The 16,049-nt window shown below is 76.7% G+C and carries 7 protein-coding genes and 1 riboswitch; of the genes, 6 read left to right on the forward strand and 1 reads right to left on the reverse strand.

The window, feature by feature from the left end; genetic code table 11:
* Positions 1 to 17: 17 nt before the first annotated feature.
* From QMF80_RS03355 to QMF80_RS03385, 6 genes are all read left to right on the forward strand, one after another.
* A complete protein-coding gene (locus tag QMF80_RS03355) occupies positions 18 to 1,658 on the forward strand; it encodes a beta-N-acetylhexosaminidase (protein WP_283449322.1) in 1,641 nt (546 codons plus the stop codon).
* A gap of 260 nt (positions 1,659 to 1,918) precedes the next feature.
* Entirely contained in the window at positions 1,919 to 2,785 is an 867-nt protein-coding gene (locus tag QMF80_RS03365) for a DUF4132 domain-containing protein (protein WP_283449324.1), read from the forward strand.
* Positions 2,786 to 2,856: 71 nt separating this feature from the next.
* Positions 2,857 to 7,887: a DNA-binding protein gene (locus QMF80_RS03370; RefSeq protein WP_283449326.1), complete on the forward strand. Its 5,031-nt coding sequence runs from the start codon at positions 2,857 to 2,859 to the stop codon at positions 7,885 to 7,887.
* Positions 7,888 to 7,925: 38 nt separating this feature from the next.
* The gene (locus tag QMF80_RS03375) at positions 7,926 to 9,110 is read left to right on the forward strand and encodes an ATP-binding protein (protein ID WP_283449328.1); all 1,185 of its coding nucleotides are present in this window, start codon (positions 7,926 to 7,928) and stop codon (positions 9,108 to 9,110) included.
* Entirely contained in the window at positions 9,107 to 12,808 is a 3,702-nt protein-coding gene (locus QMF80_RS03380) for a DUF5682 family protein (RefSeq protein WP_283449330.1), read from the forward strand. The genes QMF80_RS03375 and QMF80_RS03380 overlap by 4 nt, the downstream gene beginning before the upstream one ends.
* On the forward strand, positions 12,805 to 14,733 hold the full coding sequence (locus tag QMF80_RS03385; RefSeq protein ID WP_283449331.1) for a proline dehydrogenase family protein: 1,929 nt from the start codon (positions 12,805 to 12,807) through the stop codon (positions 14,731 to 14,733). Before QMF80_RS03380 ends, QMF80_RS03385 begins: the two co-directional genes overlap by 4 nt.
* Positions 14,734 to 14,816: 83 nt before the next feature.
* Here QMF80_RS03385 and QMF80_RS03390 read toward each other — a convergent pair whose 3' ends face one another.
* Positions 14,817 to 15,563, reverse strand: a complete 747-nt coding sequence (locus QMF80_RS03390) for a transglycosylase SLT domain-containing protein (protein WP_283449333.1) — start codon at positions 15,561 to 15,563, stop codon at positions 14,817 to 14,819.
* Positions 15,564 to 15,565: 2 nt separating this feature from the next.
* Positions 15,566 to 15,785: riboswitch (cyclic di-AMP (ydaO/yuaA leader) on the reverse strand.
* Positions 15,786 to 16,049: the final 264 nt, after the last annotated feature.

Consider the following 16,049-nt stretch of genomic DNA (forward strand, 5'->3'; position numbering starts at 1 on the left):
TGGGGGATGAGGTGAGCATGGGACCGAACGGGAACATACGCGCCACCGCGACGGCCGCCGCCGTCGCGGTGCTCGCGCTCGCCGTCTCCGGCTGTACGTCGGCCCCCGCGGGCGACCCGGCGCGGACCGGCGGCGCCGCCAGCTCCCCGGCGCCCCCCGGGAGCGCCGACCCGGCCGCTCCGACGGCTTCCGCCCCTTCGCCCAGCCGCAGTTACGCCCTCTCCACCGCCCCGCGGACCATCCCGGCGGTCCGGTCGTTCGAACCGGCCCGCGGCCCCGGCTGGAAACCCGCCGCACGGGCCCGGGTCGTCGTCGCCCCCGCCGACGCCGCCGCCCTCGCCGACGAGGGCAGGACGCTCGCCGAGGACCTGAAGCTCGGCTTCGCCGAAGACGCCGCGGTCCGGCCCGGCGACGTGGTACTCGCCCTCGACACCGCCCCCGCCGACGGTGCCGAGGGCGCGCCCGAGTCGTACACCCTCACCGTGCGCAACGGGACGGTGCGGATCGCCGGCCCCGACGACGCCGGGGTCTTCTACGGCACCCGCACCCTCGAACAGGCCGTCCGCGCCGCCGGATCCATCGGCGAGGGCACCGTCAAGGACCGTCCGGACCGCCCCCAGCGCGGCCTCAACCTCGACATGGCCCGCAAGAACTTCACCGCCCCATGGATCGAGGCCCGGCTGCGCGAGATGGCCGACCTCAAACTCAACCAGCTCGGCCTGCACTTCTCCGACGACCAGGCCTTCCGCATCCAGTCCGTCAGCCACCCCGAGATCGTCTCGGACCCGCACCTCACCCAGGCCGAGGTGCGCCGGATCGTCGCCCTCGCGCGCAGCCTGCACATCGAGGTGGTCCCCGAGATCGACTCGCCCGGACACCTCGGCGCCGTGCTGCGCGCCTACCCCGCCCTGCAACTGCGCGACGTCAACGGCAGAGCCGTCAAGGGCGCCGTGGACATATCCGACCCGGCGGCCGCGAAGCTCGTCGACTCGCTGCTGCGCGAGTACCTGCCGCTCTTCCCCGGCGCGCACTGGCACGTCGGCGCCGACGAGTACCAGGCCCTGGTGGTCAAGGACCCGCAGGCCTCCTTCCCGCGGCTCGCGACGGCCGCCCGGCAGCGGTACGGCGCCGGGGCCCGGGTGTCGGACCTGGCCACCGGCTGGCTGAACGACCGCGCCGCGGTGGTCCGGGGCGCGGGGCGCGTCCCCAAGGCGTGGAACGACGGCTTCTTCACCGGGGGCGCCGCCACCGCGGCCCGGGACATCGAGGTCGAGTACTGGACGGGCAAGGAGATCGGCGCCCGGCCGCCCCTGGAGTACCTGCGCGAGGGCCGCCCCGTGGTCAACCTCAACGACGAGTACCTCTACTACGTGCTCGGCGAGCCCAACGACTTCGCCTACCCCACCGGGCGCCGGATCTACGAACAGTGGACCCCGCTCGTGCTGCGCGGCACCGAGGCCGTGCCCGCCCGCTACGCCGCTCGGATCCTGGGCGCCCGCCTCGCCGTCTGGTGCGACCTCGCCGGATCCCAGACCCAGGCCCAGGTGGCGGAGGGCATCCGGCTGCCGCTGACCGCCCTCGCGCAGAAGGTCTGGGACCCGCGCACCCCGGAGCCGACGTGGGGTCAGTTCACGGCCCTCGCGGACCGGCTGCGCTGAACCGCGGTCCCGGGGAAGACCGGACGCGCGGTCAGCGCGGCCGGCGCAGGCCCGCGACGAGGAGCGCGACCCGTCGGCGCGCCTCGTAGCGGGGGTCGCTCTCCGCACCGCTGCAGAGGCCGCTCGGGGGCAACGGGACCTGAGCGGCGGTGTTGTCAGTGGGGCCGCCTACTCTTCGGGACATGCCGCAGCTCAGGGGTGTTCATACCCCCCTGTCCAGGCTGCGCGCATCCTGATCGACAGGCGGAGGGGTACGGCTGATGACGTGGACGGCGGCGGGCGAGGGGTATGAGATCGCCCTGGTGGAAGGGCGGGTGGCGGCGCGGCCCACGGGCGGGCGGTCGGCGGGGCGGCAGTTGAAGACGCTGCCCAAGGCGCTGCGCGACCATCCCGAGGTGGACCGGCTGCACCGGCTCATCGCCTGGCTGGACCGGCACGCCGCCGAGTGCCTGGCCCAGGTGGACACCTGGATGGTCTCCGCGCTGCCGGTACCGACCGCGCTGATAGCCCGGGTCTGGCCGGACTCCGCCTGGCGGGAGGCGCTGCGCGACGTGGTGGTGAGCGGTGAACACCCGGACGAGACCGGCTTCCTGCGGGACGTCACCGCCTCCGGGGAGCTGCGGGTCGTCGATCTCGACGGGGAGACGCTGCGGCTGGCCCCGCGCACGGTGACCCTGCCGCACCCCGTGCTGCTGCCCGACCTGGACGACGTACGGGACTTCGCGGCCGAACTCGGGGTCGTGCAGCGGGTCGAGCAGATCCACCGCGCCACCTGGCACAAGCCCGCGGGACTCGCGCCCGAGGCCACGGAGGTGGGGGACTACGCGGGAGGGGTGTTCCCGTCCCGGTTCGGCCTGGCCGGGCGGGCCACCGGCCTCGGCTACCGGGTGTCCGGCGGCCATGCCACCTGCGCCGTCCGCGACCCGGGCAGGGCCGTCGCCGCGGCCGTGTGGATCGGTGAACCGTACTGGGAGGACGAGCAGAGCACCGGCGCGCTGACCTGGCACGACGAGGACGGCCGGGCGGTCCGGCTCGCGGAGGTCGGACCGGTCGCCTGGTCCGAGGGGATGCGGATGGCCGCGGCGCTGTACGCGGGCCGCCGGATCGACGAGGGCCGCGACGCGTGAGCTCCCGCGGCGGGACGACGAGTGGGACGAGCGGTGCGACGAGCGTGATCGGCCGGGACGAGGGCGGGGACATGAGCGGGAACGGTGCGGGGGACATGGGGCGGGACATCGTGGAACAGGGCGTCGGCGCGGCGGACGAAGCCGGTAAGGCGGACGCCGTGCGTGCGGCCGGGCTGCTGCTCAAGGCCGGGGCGGTGCTGCCCTGCGGCGTCCAGGCCGGACCGGGCGCGGTCGAGCTGACCGCCCGTGCCTACCGGCACCCGGCCCTCGGCGACGACCGGGTCGTCGTCCGCCTCGCCACCGCCGAACTCGGGCCCGCCGAGGACCTCGCCGCGGGATTCCTCGGCCTGGTCCCCGACGGCGAGCCCGTCGTGGTCGGCCTCGGCCGCCGCCAGGCCCTCGGCTTCCCCGCCTGGGTCCTCGTCCACCACCCCGAGGACGGTCAGCACGCCCTCGCCGTCGTCCCCGAACTGGACCGGCTGGCCCGCCAGGCGAAGACCCGGCCCAAGGCCACCCTGGACGGCTGCCTCGAACTGGGCGGCCGACTGGCCGCCTCCGTACCGCACTTCCTGCCCGTGTACTTCGAGCAGGCCGCCCGGCTCTTCCTCGCCGTCGACAACACCACCTACGCCGCCCAGCTGTTCGCCCGGGCCCGCACCAGCGAGGCCCGGCACGGACTCACCGTCGACGAGGACCGGGTCGACGCCGTCTTCCTCGAATTCGCCCTGGCCGGAGCCCTTCCCGTGAAGGTGCTCACCGGCTACGGCAAGGAGCTGGCCACCCGGGTCGGCCCCGCCGAAGCCCACGAGCGCTTCCGCCGTCTGTGCGTACGCCGCACCGCGGGCGGTCTGCCGCCCTCCGCGCAGGCCGCCACCGAGCTGCGCCGCCTGGCCAGGGCGGCCGGCCTGGACCCCGCCGGGGCCGAACAGGACCACCTCGCCGAACTGCTGTCGCTGCCCGCGACCCTGCGCGCCGCCCACGGCTGGTGGAAGGCGCACCGGGCCCCGCTCGTCGCCCTCGCCCGCCGGAACCCGGACACCCGCGGCTCCCTGCTCGCGCTGACCCCGCCCGGCTCCTCCGACCACGGCGCCGAACTCAGCGCCCTGTGGCTGGAGATACTGGAGGAGTCCGGGGCCACCGCCGGACTGTGTTCCGCGGACCTCCCCGAGGGGCAGCGCAGCCCCGACGGGACCGCCGGCTGGCTGGAGCGCTTCCACGCCGCCCGACACGCCGGCTGGGGCTCCCGGCCCAGCCTGCCGCTCCTGCTCGACCTCGTCACCCGCGCCGCCGGACAGCTGCGCGCCGAACTCGACCGCCCGTGGCCCGCCCCGGTGGGCGAGCCCGGCCCGGACCGGCGCCTCGACATCGGCGTACAGGACGCGGACCTGCTCGACCTGCTGCTCTCGCTGGACCTCCCGGTCGCCGACCCCGACCCCCGGCGCGATGCCCATGCCCAGCTGAACCTGCGCGACTGGGTCCAGGGCGAGCAGCGGCGCGAGCTGACCGCCCTCGCGGCCGACCCGCGGTTCCGGGCCGCCTTCACCCGCGCCGCCCACGCGCTCGGCGAGGTCCCACCCGGCCCGCAGGTCCTGCGCGGGCTCGCCGCGAGCGCGGGCGGCAGGATCATGCTGACCGAGTGGATGCGTACGGTCGCCGCCGAATCGGCCGCCGCGGGGCTGCCCGGCCTGCCCGCGGCCCTCGCCCGGCTGAACTGGCTGCCCACCGAGGCCCTGGAACTGGCCCCGCGCGAGGTCGCCGCCGCCGTGGCCGCCGACCTCGCCGAAACCCTCGCCCGTACCCTGCGCGGCGGACTCTTCGAGGAACTCGCCTGGCCCGCCTGGGACGAAGCCCTCGCCGCCCTGGCCGTCGGCCGGGGGCGGCAGGACCTGACCGTCGTCGACGCCTGGCCCCACCTGATCGTGGCCAACGCCACCCAGGTCCATGTCATCGACGCCCACTCCACTGTCCTCGTCCACGACCTGCGCGCCCCGCACGGCAGCTCGCACCGGCACGGATTCCACTACGTCGACGGCGAACTGCTGGTGCTCTGGGCGACGTACGGAGGTGACGTCCAGGGCTACTGGCACCACAGCCCCGACCAGGTCTTCACCGTCGGCCAGGGCACGGACGGGAACGACCGCGGCTACTGGTCCCTGCGCTCCAGCCACGTCTCCCTGCCGCTGCCCGGCGGCGGGCGCACCGTCGGCGGGGGAGTCGTGCACCGCGGCGACACCCTGCTGCCCGTCGAACGACCGGTGCTCTGCGACGGCGCCTCGTACTGGGTGTGGGAAGCCGCCGAAGGCGAGGGCGAGCCGGGCTGGCGGGAGTACGACCCCGTCGGCGGCGGCCACGGACGCCGCTCCCTGCCCGCCTTCCTCGCCGACGCCCAGCGCGAACTGGCCCACGACGGCGAGCCCGCGGGCCCCTGCAGCGGCAACTGCTCCTGCCAGGGCAACTGGCTGCGGCCCGCGCCCGCCGTCCCCGACTCGGTGCTCGGCGGCCCCGTGGACGGGCTGCTCGGCTGGTGCGCCGTCCGCGTTCCCGGCCGGGGCTGGCGCGCCCGCGACACGGCGGGGCGACAGGTCGCCGTCCCCGAAGGCCGCGAGATGCCCGTCGCGGCGCTCACCTTCCCCGGCGACGACCGCCCCCGAGCCCTCACCCACCACTGGCGCGAACTGACCGTCACCGACCCCGACGGCGTCGTCACCCTCGAGTCGCGCGGCGGCTCCGGCGAGACCTTCCACACCGGCAGCACGGAACTGCCGCCGCTGGGCCACTGGTACGCGCTGCGCCCCCGCGACCCCCAGGGCTCGGCCGCACTGCGGGCCGCGGACCGCGAGTCCGCCGCCTCTCTGCTCAAGGCGGCCGCCGCGGACCACGGCGCCGACCGGGCCGCCCTGGTGAGCGCGGCCCTGCCCGAGATCACCGACCCGAAGCTGATCGGCGGCGTGGTCGAGGTGCTGGGCCTCACCCTCACGCAGCAGGGGGTACTGGACCGGGCCGCCGCCCGCCTCCACCCGGACGCGGCCGCCGCCCCCGGGGCCGTCCCCGGCCCCGCCGACGGCCTGCTCGACGAGGCCCTGGGCGGACTCACCGGCCCCGGCTACCACCGCTGGCACGCCCCACAGGACTTCGTCCACCGCTACCTGCACGCCCTCGGCGCCGCCCGCGCCGACACCGACGCCGTCGCGGTGCCCGACCGGGTCCACTACGCCATGCCGGACCTGGCCCGCTCCGGCCTCCCGTGGGCCGCCCTGCTGGACCAGCCCGCCGCCCTCGCCTACCGCGCCGTCGCCACCGCGACCACCGACGCGGGGCGCGCGGCCGTACTCGGCCTGCTCGGCACCCTCGACGCCCTGGGCCTGGGCTCCGCCGCCGGCTCCGCGGACAGCTGGCGCCGGGCCGTGGTCCACCTCGCCCCGTCCCGCGCCCGCACCTCCGGCGGCCCGCGCCGTGCCGCCCACCACCCCGCCGTCCTCCCGCTCGGCGGCGGCGCCGTCCTCGCGCTCACCGATCCCGCCCGGACGGTCCCCGACGGGCACGAGTTCGACGCCCTCCTCCACGACCCCACCGGCCGATTCACCGTCCCCGAGCCCTACACCCTGCGCGGCCTCGCCCCGCTCGGCGACCCCACGCGCGAGGCCGACTGGCTGGCCCGCTTCCTCACCGAAGCGGCCGACCGCGGCCCCGTCCCCTGGCTCCCTGACGCCGCCGCGGAGTTCGCCCGGCTCACCGGCGCTTCGGCGGCCCTGGCCGCCCTGGTGGTCGCCGGACTTCCGCACATCGACGGCTACGAGCACAACTTCCTGCCCACCGGCCTGCGCACCCTGCTCGGCGTCAAGGTCGCCGACGCGGCCGCCGCCCGTACCGAACTCAAGGACCTCGCGCCGGACGTGCGGCGCACCCTGATCGGCGCGCTGCTGCCCACCGACCCGGCCGCACTCTGGACCCGCGGCCCGGACACGGCGGCCGCCGCCGAGGTCTGGAACCGGCACGTGGGCCGTCGTACACCGGTCCCCGAGTGGCTGCTCGCCGAAGCCGTCCGGGACGTCCGCACCGCCTGGGGCGCGCACCGCGCCCTGCCCGCGCTCCTCGACCCGGCGTCCGCGCCCGAACTCTCCACCGACGTGCCCTGGGGCATCAAGGGCGACCACGCGGAGCCCCTCGACCCGGCCGACCGCCCCTTCACCACGACCGTCCTCACCAGCGCGGTCGCCCTGACCGCATGGCTCGCCCACCGCCTTCCCGCGGGCGACCCCGTCCGGGCAGCGCTGCCGTCCGCGCTCACCGCCGTCCGCCGGCGCCTGGACGCGCCCGGACTCCTGCTCAGCACCGGCGAGTTCGCCCGGCTCGGGGAGTTCCGCAAGGCAGCCGGTACGCCGACCGGGACCGGCGAAGGCTTCGAACGCTACGGCGCGGTCCTCATGGCCACCGCCGACGACCAGCCCAAGCCCGCGCTGCGCCCCACCCTGCTCGACTCCGCCGGAACCGACCCCTACCTGACCCTGCTGCGCGGCGCCCGGCAACACCCCACCCGGCTCGAAACCGCCCTGGCGGCCGTGCGCGACGCGGACTTCGCCGCACTGCTCGCCGACCCGGGCGCCCCCGCGGCGGGCTCGGCGGGCCCCGACGGCACCTGGTGGCCGCAGGACCCGAGCCGCTCCGTACCGGAACTGGTGACCGAGGCGGCGACCACCCTGGGACTGGGCGCCGACGCGGCCGCCCTCTATCTCGCGCTGCTCGCCATGCCCGACCCCACCGACCGCAACACCGCCCGCTGGACCGGCTGGAAGCCCGTCCGCCTCAAGGCGGCCCGGTCCGAACTCGCCGCCACCGAAGTCGTGGTGAGCGCCACCCGTGCCCGGGCCGGGCGCACCCTGTTCCTCCCCGGCGGCTGGACCGAGCCCGCCGCGCCCGCGCTGCCCCTGGAACAGTGGAAGCTCCCGCTGTACGGGCCGCTCAGCGACGGGTACCCCGGCCTCGGCGTGCTCGCGCCGGCCGAACCCGCCGCCCACCTCTACCGGCGCGCCTGGCGGCGGATCCGCGAGGGCGACGCCCCGCGCTTCGAAACCCTCAAGGTCAAGCGCACCCGACGCCGTTGACCGGCCCGGCCCCCGACCGCACCTCTCAAGGAACCCCGATGACCATGACTGACCAGCCCGGGCCCGCGCCCGTCGCGCCCGCCGCTGCCCCGGGAGCCCGCCAGACCCTCCCGGCCGAGGAACGGTACGCCGAGGAACTCGCCTTCCTCGCCGCCCAGGACACCGGCCCCCGCCCGCCCGGCTGGGCCCTGACCCCGCGCGCCGTCGTCACCTTCGTCTGCGGCAGCGGCGGCGCCGAACTGGCCCTGCCCCGGCGGAGGTCCGGGCTGCCCGCCCGGCTCGTCATCGCCCCGAAGTTCGTCGGCGAACGCGCCCTCGTCGAACGCTGCGTGGTCACCCTCGCCGGAGAGCGCGGCCTGCTGCTCACCGGAGAGCCCGGCACCGCGAAGTCCATGCTCTCCGAGCTCCTGTCCGCCGCCGTCAGCGGCACCAGCGCGCTCACCGTCCAGGGCACCGCCGGTACCACCGAGGACGCCTTCCGCTACGGCTGGAACTACGCCCTGCTGCTCGCCCAGGGCCCGAGCCCGCAGGCCCTGGTGGACTCCCCGGTGCTCGCCGCCATGCGGACCGGTCGGGTGGTCCGGGTCGAGGAGATCACCCGCTGCCTGCCCGAGGTGCAGGACGCGCTGGTGTCCCTGCTGTCCGACCGGCGGGTCAGCGTGCCCGAACTCACCGGGACCGAGGACGCGCAGGTGTGCGCCGCCCCCGGCTTCACCGTCATCGCGACCGCCAACCTCCGTGACCGGGGCGTCTCGGAGATGTCCGCCGCCCTCAAGCGGCGGTTCAACTTCGAGACGGTCCAGCCGATCGCCGACGCGGGCGCGGAGGCCTCGCTGATCCGCCGCCAGGCGGTGGCCGCGGTGGAGCGGGCGGGCGCCGCGTTCGGGGTCGACGACGCGGTGCTCGACGCACTCGTCACCGTCTTCCGCGACCTGCGCTCCGGGCGCTCGGCGGAGGGCTGGGACGTGGAGCGCCCCGGTACGGTCATGTCCACCGCGGAAGCCGTGCAGGTGGCCGCGTCCCTGGGCGTGGCCGCCGCCTACCTGCCGGGCGGGGACGTGCTGGACCTGCTGCCCGGGCATCTGCTCGGGGTGGTCCGCAAGGACGACCCGGCCGACCACGGGCGGCTGCTGGGCTACTGGGACGGACCGGTCCGCCGCCGCGCCGAGGACGGCTCGGCGATGTGGCGCCGCCTGTGGGACCTGCGGGGGTCCCTGCGATGACGACCCCCGCCCTCGATCCCGGTCCGCGGGCGCGGGTGGCCGCGCTGGCCGCCTGCCGGGAGCCGTACCTGCTGGGCGTCCGGCACCACAGCCCCGCGCTCGCGGCGGTGACCCCCGCGCTGCTGGACGCCTCCGGCGCGGACGTGGTGTGCGTGGAACTCCCGGCCGACTTCCAGCCGTGGCTGGCACACCTGGCCGACCCGGAGACCCTGGCCCCCGTCGCCCTGGCGGGAGCGGGGCGGGACGGCCGCCTCGCCTTCTACCCGTTCGCGGACTTCTCCCCGGAACTCGCCGCGATCCGCTGGGCCCGCGCGCACGGGATCGAGGTCGTCTGCTGCGACCTCCCCCTGGGCGTCGCCGCCGAGGAGCCGCCGCAGGAGCCTGCGCCCGGTGACCGTCCTCCCGGCCACGACTACGCCGAGGGGCTGTCGGCCTCCGGCACCGGGCGCGACGGCGAGGACCTCTGGGACCGGGCGGTGGAGGTACGGGCCCCCGGCTGCCCGCCCGAGGCGGTCCGGCGGGCCGCCCTCGGAGTGGGCTGGGCCCTGCGCGAGGACACCGCCGCCATCGCCCCCGCCGACCTGGCGCGCGAGGCCCACATGCGGGACGTGATCACCGCCCTCACCGCGGCGGGCCGCCGCGTGGCCGCCGTCATCGGCGCCTTCCACGCCCCCGCCTTGACGGCCACCCCCGCGGCACCGGACCCGACACCCGTCCCGTCCAAGGCCCCGCGCGGGGCCGGGGCCCCGGCCTCCGGCGCGGCCCCAGGCCCCGGCGCGGGAACCGACCTGGCCGGGGGCAGCGACGCGGGCTCCGCCGCACCCCCCGGCGCGCCCGCAGCGGGTGCCGACCCGGGCGGGGGCGCGCGGCATCAGGCCCCCGGCTCCGCCGCGGCCACGGGCCTCGCGGACCGGCCGGCCGGTCCGGGGGCGGGGGTGGTCACCTCGCTCGTGCCCTATTCCTTCGATCTGCTCGACTCCCGCTCCGGGTACCCCGCCGGGATCCGGGACCCGTTGTGGCAGCAGGCCGTGCTGGGGGCGGCGGGAGAGCCCGGGCGGGTGCGGGAGGCCGCGTCCGTCGCCGTGACCGGGATCTGCCGGGAGCTGCGCCGCGCCGGCCACACCGCCGGGACCGGCGAGGCCGCCGAAACCCTGCGGGTCGCCTGTGACCTCGCCCGGCTGCGCGGGCTGCCCGCGCCCGGCCGGGGCGAGCTGCTGGAGGCCGTCACGACCGTACTCGGCCAGGGTGAACCCCTGGGCCGCGGAAGGGCGTTGGCCCGAGCCCTGGAGGCCGTACTCGTCGGTACCGCCCGAGGTCGCGTCGCACCCCGCACCCCGCGCTCCGGCCTCGGCCCCTCCGTCGAGGCCGAACTGGCCGCGCTGCGCCTGCCGTCCGCCGCCGACCCGGACCCGGCTCCGCGCGAGATCCGGCTCGACCCGCTGCGCTCCCCGCTCGACGGCCGCCGCGAGGTCCTGCTGCGACGGCTCCTGGTCTGCGGGGCGGCGTACGGCGAACCGCTCGCCACCGCCGCGACCGGCGACGGCGCCGCCCTCGGCGCCAAGTGGCGGCTGGCCTGGACCCCTTCGGTCCCCGCGCGCCTCGACCTGGCGGGCGTCCGCGGGGTCACGGCCGAGCAGGCCGCGGCCGGTACCCTGCGCGACGCCGCCCGCCGGGCCGCCGCCGACGGCGGCCCGACCTGTGCCCAGGTCCTCACCGGTCTCGACGCGGCGGCCCGTTGCGACCTGCCCGCCCTGGTGGCGGAGCGGTTGGCGGAGGCCGCCGAGGTCCTGCCGACGACCGCCACCCTGCCCGAACTCCTCGGTGCGCTCGACCTGTCGGAGGCCCTGCGCCGGGGCCACCTGTCCGGCGTACGGGCCGACACCACCGCCCTGAGCGCCCAACTCCTCGACGCCTGTGTCCGCGCGCTGCCCGGCCTGGCCGGGAGCGAGGACCCCGCCGACGCCGCCGCTCTCGTCGCCCTCGCGGACCGCGCCGCCACCCGGCAGCTCGGCCTCCGTCTGGACGCCGCCCTCGACGCCCTCACCGGTAGCGCCGCCTCACCCCTGATGCAGGGCGCGGCCCTCGCCGTACGGGTCCTGCTCGACCTGGATCCGGCCGCCGTCCTCGGCGACCGCGCGGCCGCCTGGATCGAGGGCGCCGCCACCCCCGACGGGCGCCGGGCCCTGACGCGCCGACTGGCGGGGCTGCTCACCGCCGCCGGGCCCCTGCTCGACACCTCGCCGACGGCGCTCACCCCGCTGCTGGACCGGGTCGAGCGGCTCGCCGACCAGGACTTCCTGGACCGGCTCCCGGCCCTGCGCGGCGGGTTCGACGCGCTGGCTCCGGCCGCCCGGGAGCGGTTCCTCGACACCGTCACGGAACGCCTGGGGGACCGTGTCGACCTCTCCCTCGACGCGCCGCCCGCGCTGCTGGCCCGGTGGGCGGCGGCCGACGCCGCCGGTCTCGCCGCCCTGAAGGACCTCTCCCTCCCCTTCTCCCCGCCGGTCCCCCCTTCCGGCCCGTCCCGGGATCCGGTGGCGGCAGACGCACCACGGCCCGGCCCCGCCGCCGCCCCGCACCGGCTCACCCCGCCCGACCGCTGGCGCCTGCTCCTCGGCCGCCAGCACGAGCGGCTCTCCGCCGGAGCCCGCCGCTACGCCCACGCCCTGGACGAGCTGTACGGCGCGGGGCGCGGCGAGGGCGCCCGCGACATCGGCGCCGGGCGCGGCGCGGGGGGCGGTCAGGACTCCTCGTTCCCCACCGCCCGGGAATGGGCCGAGGAACTGGACTCCCTGTTCGGGGCCGACGTACGGGAGGAGGTGCTCGCCGAAGCGGCGGGCGCGGGCCGGACCGACGTACTGACCCAGCTCGACCCGGACTCCGTACGGCCCTCCGTGGAGCTGCTCACCTCGGTGCTCTCGCTCGCCGGGGGCCTCCCCGAGAGCCGGCTGGCCCGGCTGCGGCCCCTGGTGAAACGCCTGGTCGACGAGTTGAGCAAGGAACTGACCAGTCGGCTGCGCCCCGCGCTGTCCGGCCTGACCGTGCCGCGGCCCACACGGCGCCGCGGCGGCGTCCTCGACCTGCCCGGGACGCTGCGGGCCAACCTGGCGCACACCCGCAGGCTGGACGACGGCCGGGTGGTCGTCGTACCCGAACGGCCGGTGTTCCGTACCCGGGTGGGCCGGGAGGCCGACTGGCGGCTGATCCTGGTGGTCGACGTCTCCGGTTCGATGGAGGCCTCGGTCGTGTGGTCGGCGCTGACCGCCGCCGTGCTGAGCGGGGTGGCGACCCTCTCCACCCACTTCCTCGCCTTCTCCACCGAGGTCGTCGACCTCACCGGGCGGGTCGAGGACCCGCTGTCCCTGCTCCTGGAGGTACGCGTCGGCGGCGGTACGCACATCGCGGCGGGACTCGCGCACGCGCGGTCGCTGATCACGGTGCCGAGCCGGACGCTGGTCGTCGTGGTCAGCGACTTCGAGGAGGGCCACCCGGTCGGCGGACTGCTCGGCGAAGTCCGGGCGCTGGCCGCCTCGGGGGCCCACCTGCTGGGCTGCGCCGCCCTCGACGACAGCGGGACGCCCCGCTACTCCGTGCCGGTCGCCCGGCAACTCGTCGCCGCCGGAATGCCGGTGGCGGCCCTCAGCCCCCTCGCCCTCGCCCGCTGGGTGGGCGAACGCCTCCGTGGAGAGCGCAGTTGACCACCGATCCCGCACCCGTCGCCACCCTTCCCGCGGTGGCGCCCGAGCTGCTCGCCGAGGCCGTCGGCCGGCTCACCGACCGGCTGCGCCGCAAGCTCGACGCCGCTGTCGAGGCCTGCGCGGCGGGTACGCCGGCCGCCGAGCCCGGCGCCGACGGCGCGGTCACCTTCCGCTTCGGTGCGGACGCGCTCGTCACGCTCCGCCCCGGGCCCACGGGCGCCCTCACCTCCGCCGACCAGGCCACCTGCGGCTGCCTCCTGGCCCCCGGCTGCCTCCACCGCACCACCGCCCTGTCGGTATGCCCCCTGGCCGAGCCCACAGCGGCGGTCCCGGCACCGGACCCGGGCGCTCCGTCCGGGCCGTCGCCCCGGTCCGCGGGGGCCCTGCCCGAGCCCGAGGGCGTCGCCGAGGGCGCGGAGGACGGCGGCGGGGCGCTGACCGGCGGGCAGGTCGCGGCTGCCGCCGCCTTGTGGGAGGCCGCCGCCGGGGCCCTGGCGGCGGGGGTGCCCGCGGGCGGGGCCGTGGTGCAGGCCGAGCTGCTGCGCGCCGCGCACACCGCGCGCCTCGCGGGCCTGCCCGGCGCCGAGGCCGCCGCGCTCCGGGTGGTCCGGGGCCTGCGCGCCGCCCGGGACCGCAGCGCCGCCCAGCGCCTCACCGAGCTGACCGGCGCCTTCCGTGAGCTGCTGTACGCCGCCGCGCGGCCCGTCGCCGACGGCTCCCGCCGTGCCTACCGGTCCGGCGGCAGCCTGCGCGTGCACGGCCTGTGCCGGGAACCCGTGCTCTCCGCCGCCGGGTACGCGGGCGTGGTGACCCACCTCGTCGGCTCCGACGGCGTCCCGTACTCCCTCGCCGATGTCCGCCCCGGCGCACTGGCCCGGGCCCGGGGCGCGGGTTCGGGCTCCGTCGCCCTCGGCGGAGCGGTCCTCGACCACGCGGGCCTGGCCCGGGGCGGGCTGCTGGTCGTGGGCGCCACGGTGTCCGAGGACGGCCGCCTCGGGGCGGGCCGGGGCGTACGGGCGACCCCGCTCCGCGGGATCGACTGGGCCGAGGATCCGGCCGCGTCGGCGTTCTTCGCCCGCCCGGCGGCCGAAGCCGTCGCGGGAGTGCTCTCGGGACAACCGACCGCAGGGGTGAACGGATCGGACGCCGGTCAGTCGAGCGGCGCCGGAACCGGCGCCGGACTGCTCGGCTGCGATGTCGTGGTGGTGGGCCCATCGGGCGGTCATCTGCTGGTCCGGGAGCTGTCGGCCGACGGTTCGCCGCGTCCGGACGGGCCGCTCGTGCGGCTGCTCCCCGCGCACCCGCACCCGGAACTGCCGCACACGGACAATCTGCGCCGTCTCGCCGAGCGTCCCGGCCTGGCGCTGCGCGTGCTCGGACGGCCCGACCTCGACCGGGCCGCGACCCTGCGTCCGCTCGCCGTGGGCCCGGTGCCGGGGGCCGCGTACACGCTGAGGCTGCCCCCGGAATGGCTGGGCCGGGCCGACCTCGGCTACGACCGGCTCCAGGGAGCCCACTTCCCGGCGGAAACGGCCGAAACGGCCGGGATCGTCGGGAGGGCCGGAAGCGCCGGAGCCACCGACCCGGCATCCGACGTCACGGCCGAGTCGCCGCTGTGGCGGGTACGACGGCTGCTGGAGTCCGGGGTCGCGGGCGGCCGCCGGGCCGTCGCGGAGGCGGCCCGGGGCGAGCACGCGCCGAACTCCGGGCGGGGTCCGCTGCGCCGCGCCGGTTTCACCGCGGCCGCGGAGCTGACCGCCGCGCTGGCCGCCGAGGCGGACCGGCGGCCCCGCGACGTCTTCGGCCGACTGGTCGACCCGGGCGCCGACCGCTACGCCTGGGCCTGGCTGGCCGCGGCCACCCATCTGCACGCCGCGCAGCGGTCGTTGGTGGCCGCGTCCTGGTCGGATCGGCAGACGGTCTGACAGACCGCCTGAGGGAGGTCCTGAGGGAGGGTCCGGTGGAGGACCTCCCTCAGGACCTCCCCCAGGCCCGCGCAACAGGACGTCTAGTAGGCGCCGTTGACGGTGTCGATCGAGCCGTAGCGGGCGGCGGCGTAGTTGCAGGCGGCGGTGATGTTCGCGACCGGGTCGTAGGAATCGGCCACCGTACCGGGCACGTGGTACGCCCGGAACGTGGGGTCGATGACCTGGAGCAGGCCCTTGGAGGGGATTCCGGCGAGCGCGTTGGAGTCCCAGTTGTTCACGGCGAGCGGGTTGCCCGAGGACTCGCGCAGCACATTGCGGCGGATTCCCTCGTAGGTACCGGGAATTCCGTGCTGCGCCATGACCTCCAGCGACTGCCGGATCCATCCGTCGAGGTTGTTCGCGTAGAGCGTCGTGGGCCGTGTGGAGCGGTCCGCGCGGGCGGAACCGGTCGCGGAATCACGCGCGGCCGCCGTACCCGAACTCTTCTTGGCCGAACTCGCCGCGGCGGTAATCGCCTTCGCCGGGCCGCCGAGCGTCAGCTTGATTCCCGGCCGGATGGCCGACGGGTCGTCACCGACCACCGAACGGTTGTCCTCGTACAACTTCTTCCAGCCGCCGCTCACGGAATGCGATTGTGCGATCTTGGAAAGGGAGTCACCCGCCACCACGGAATAGGTGGTGGTCGCGGCAGCCGTCGGCTGCGCCGCCTCGGCGGTGGCGGCGCCGATCAGCGGAAGGGTCAGCGCGATGCCGCCGGTGCCCGCCACGGCGAGGAGGCGGGCCAGCGGGCTGTTCTTGGGACGGCGGTGCTTGCCCGGTGCGGGCATGGCGAATTCCTCTCCGTCGCCTGCGAGGTGAGCTGTCGGGTTCGGACGGGAGATGTCCGGCCGCGCCATTCGGTCGCACGGCATGCTGCAGACATGCGTGAGGCATGAAAGAGACATGTGTGTGACCGGCGCGACTTCACCCCGAGCCGTTCCGAATTCATGATCCGGAACGGCGGCCTACCTGGTTCCCCCGCTCCTGCCGTACGTGAGTGGGATGGGATTCCGGGTGGCGGCAGGATTCGGCGGTCCATCCGGATTGCGGTGACCGTAAACGAGTGCGGAGGTGTGGGGCAAGAGGTGAATTCCGTGCGGTGATCGTCTTATCGGCCCCGGCCGCGCGCATTCCCGTCGGGACGGTCGGTCCTGGAATGCGCCATTCCATTGCGGCGTCCGGAATCCTGCCTTCCGCGACTGTCGGGAGGGGGTGCGCGCCGGGGGGTGCCGCGTGACTCACATCACCGGCCAGCGCAATCCACGCTATCCGCC

This window comes from Streptomyces sp. G-G2 (assembly GCF_030063135.1).
Lineage (GTDB): Bacteria > Actinomycetota > Actinomycetes > Streptomycetales > Streptomycetaceae > Streptomyces.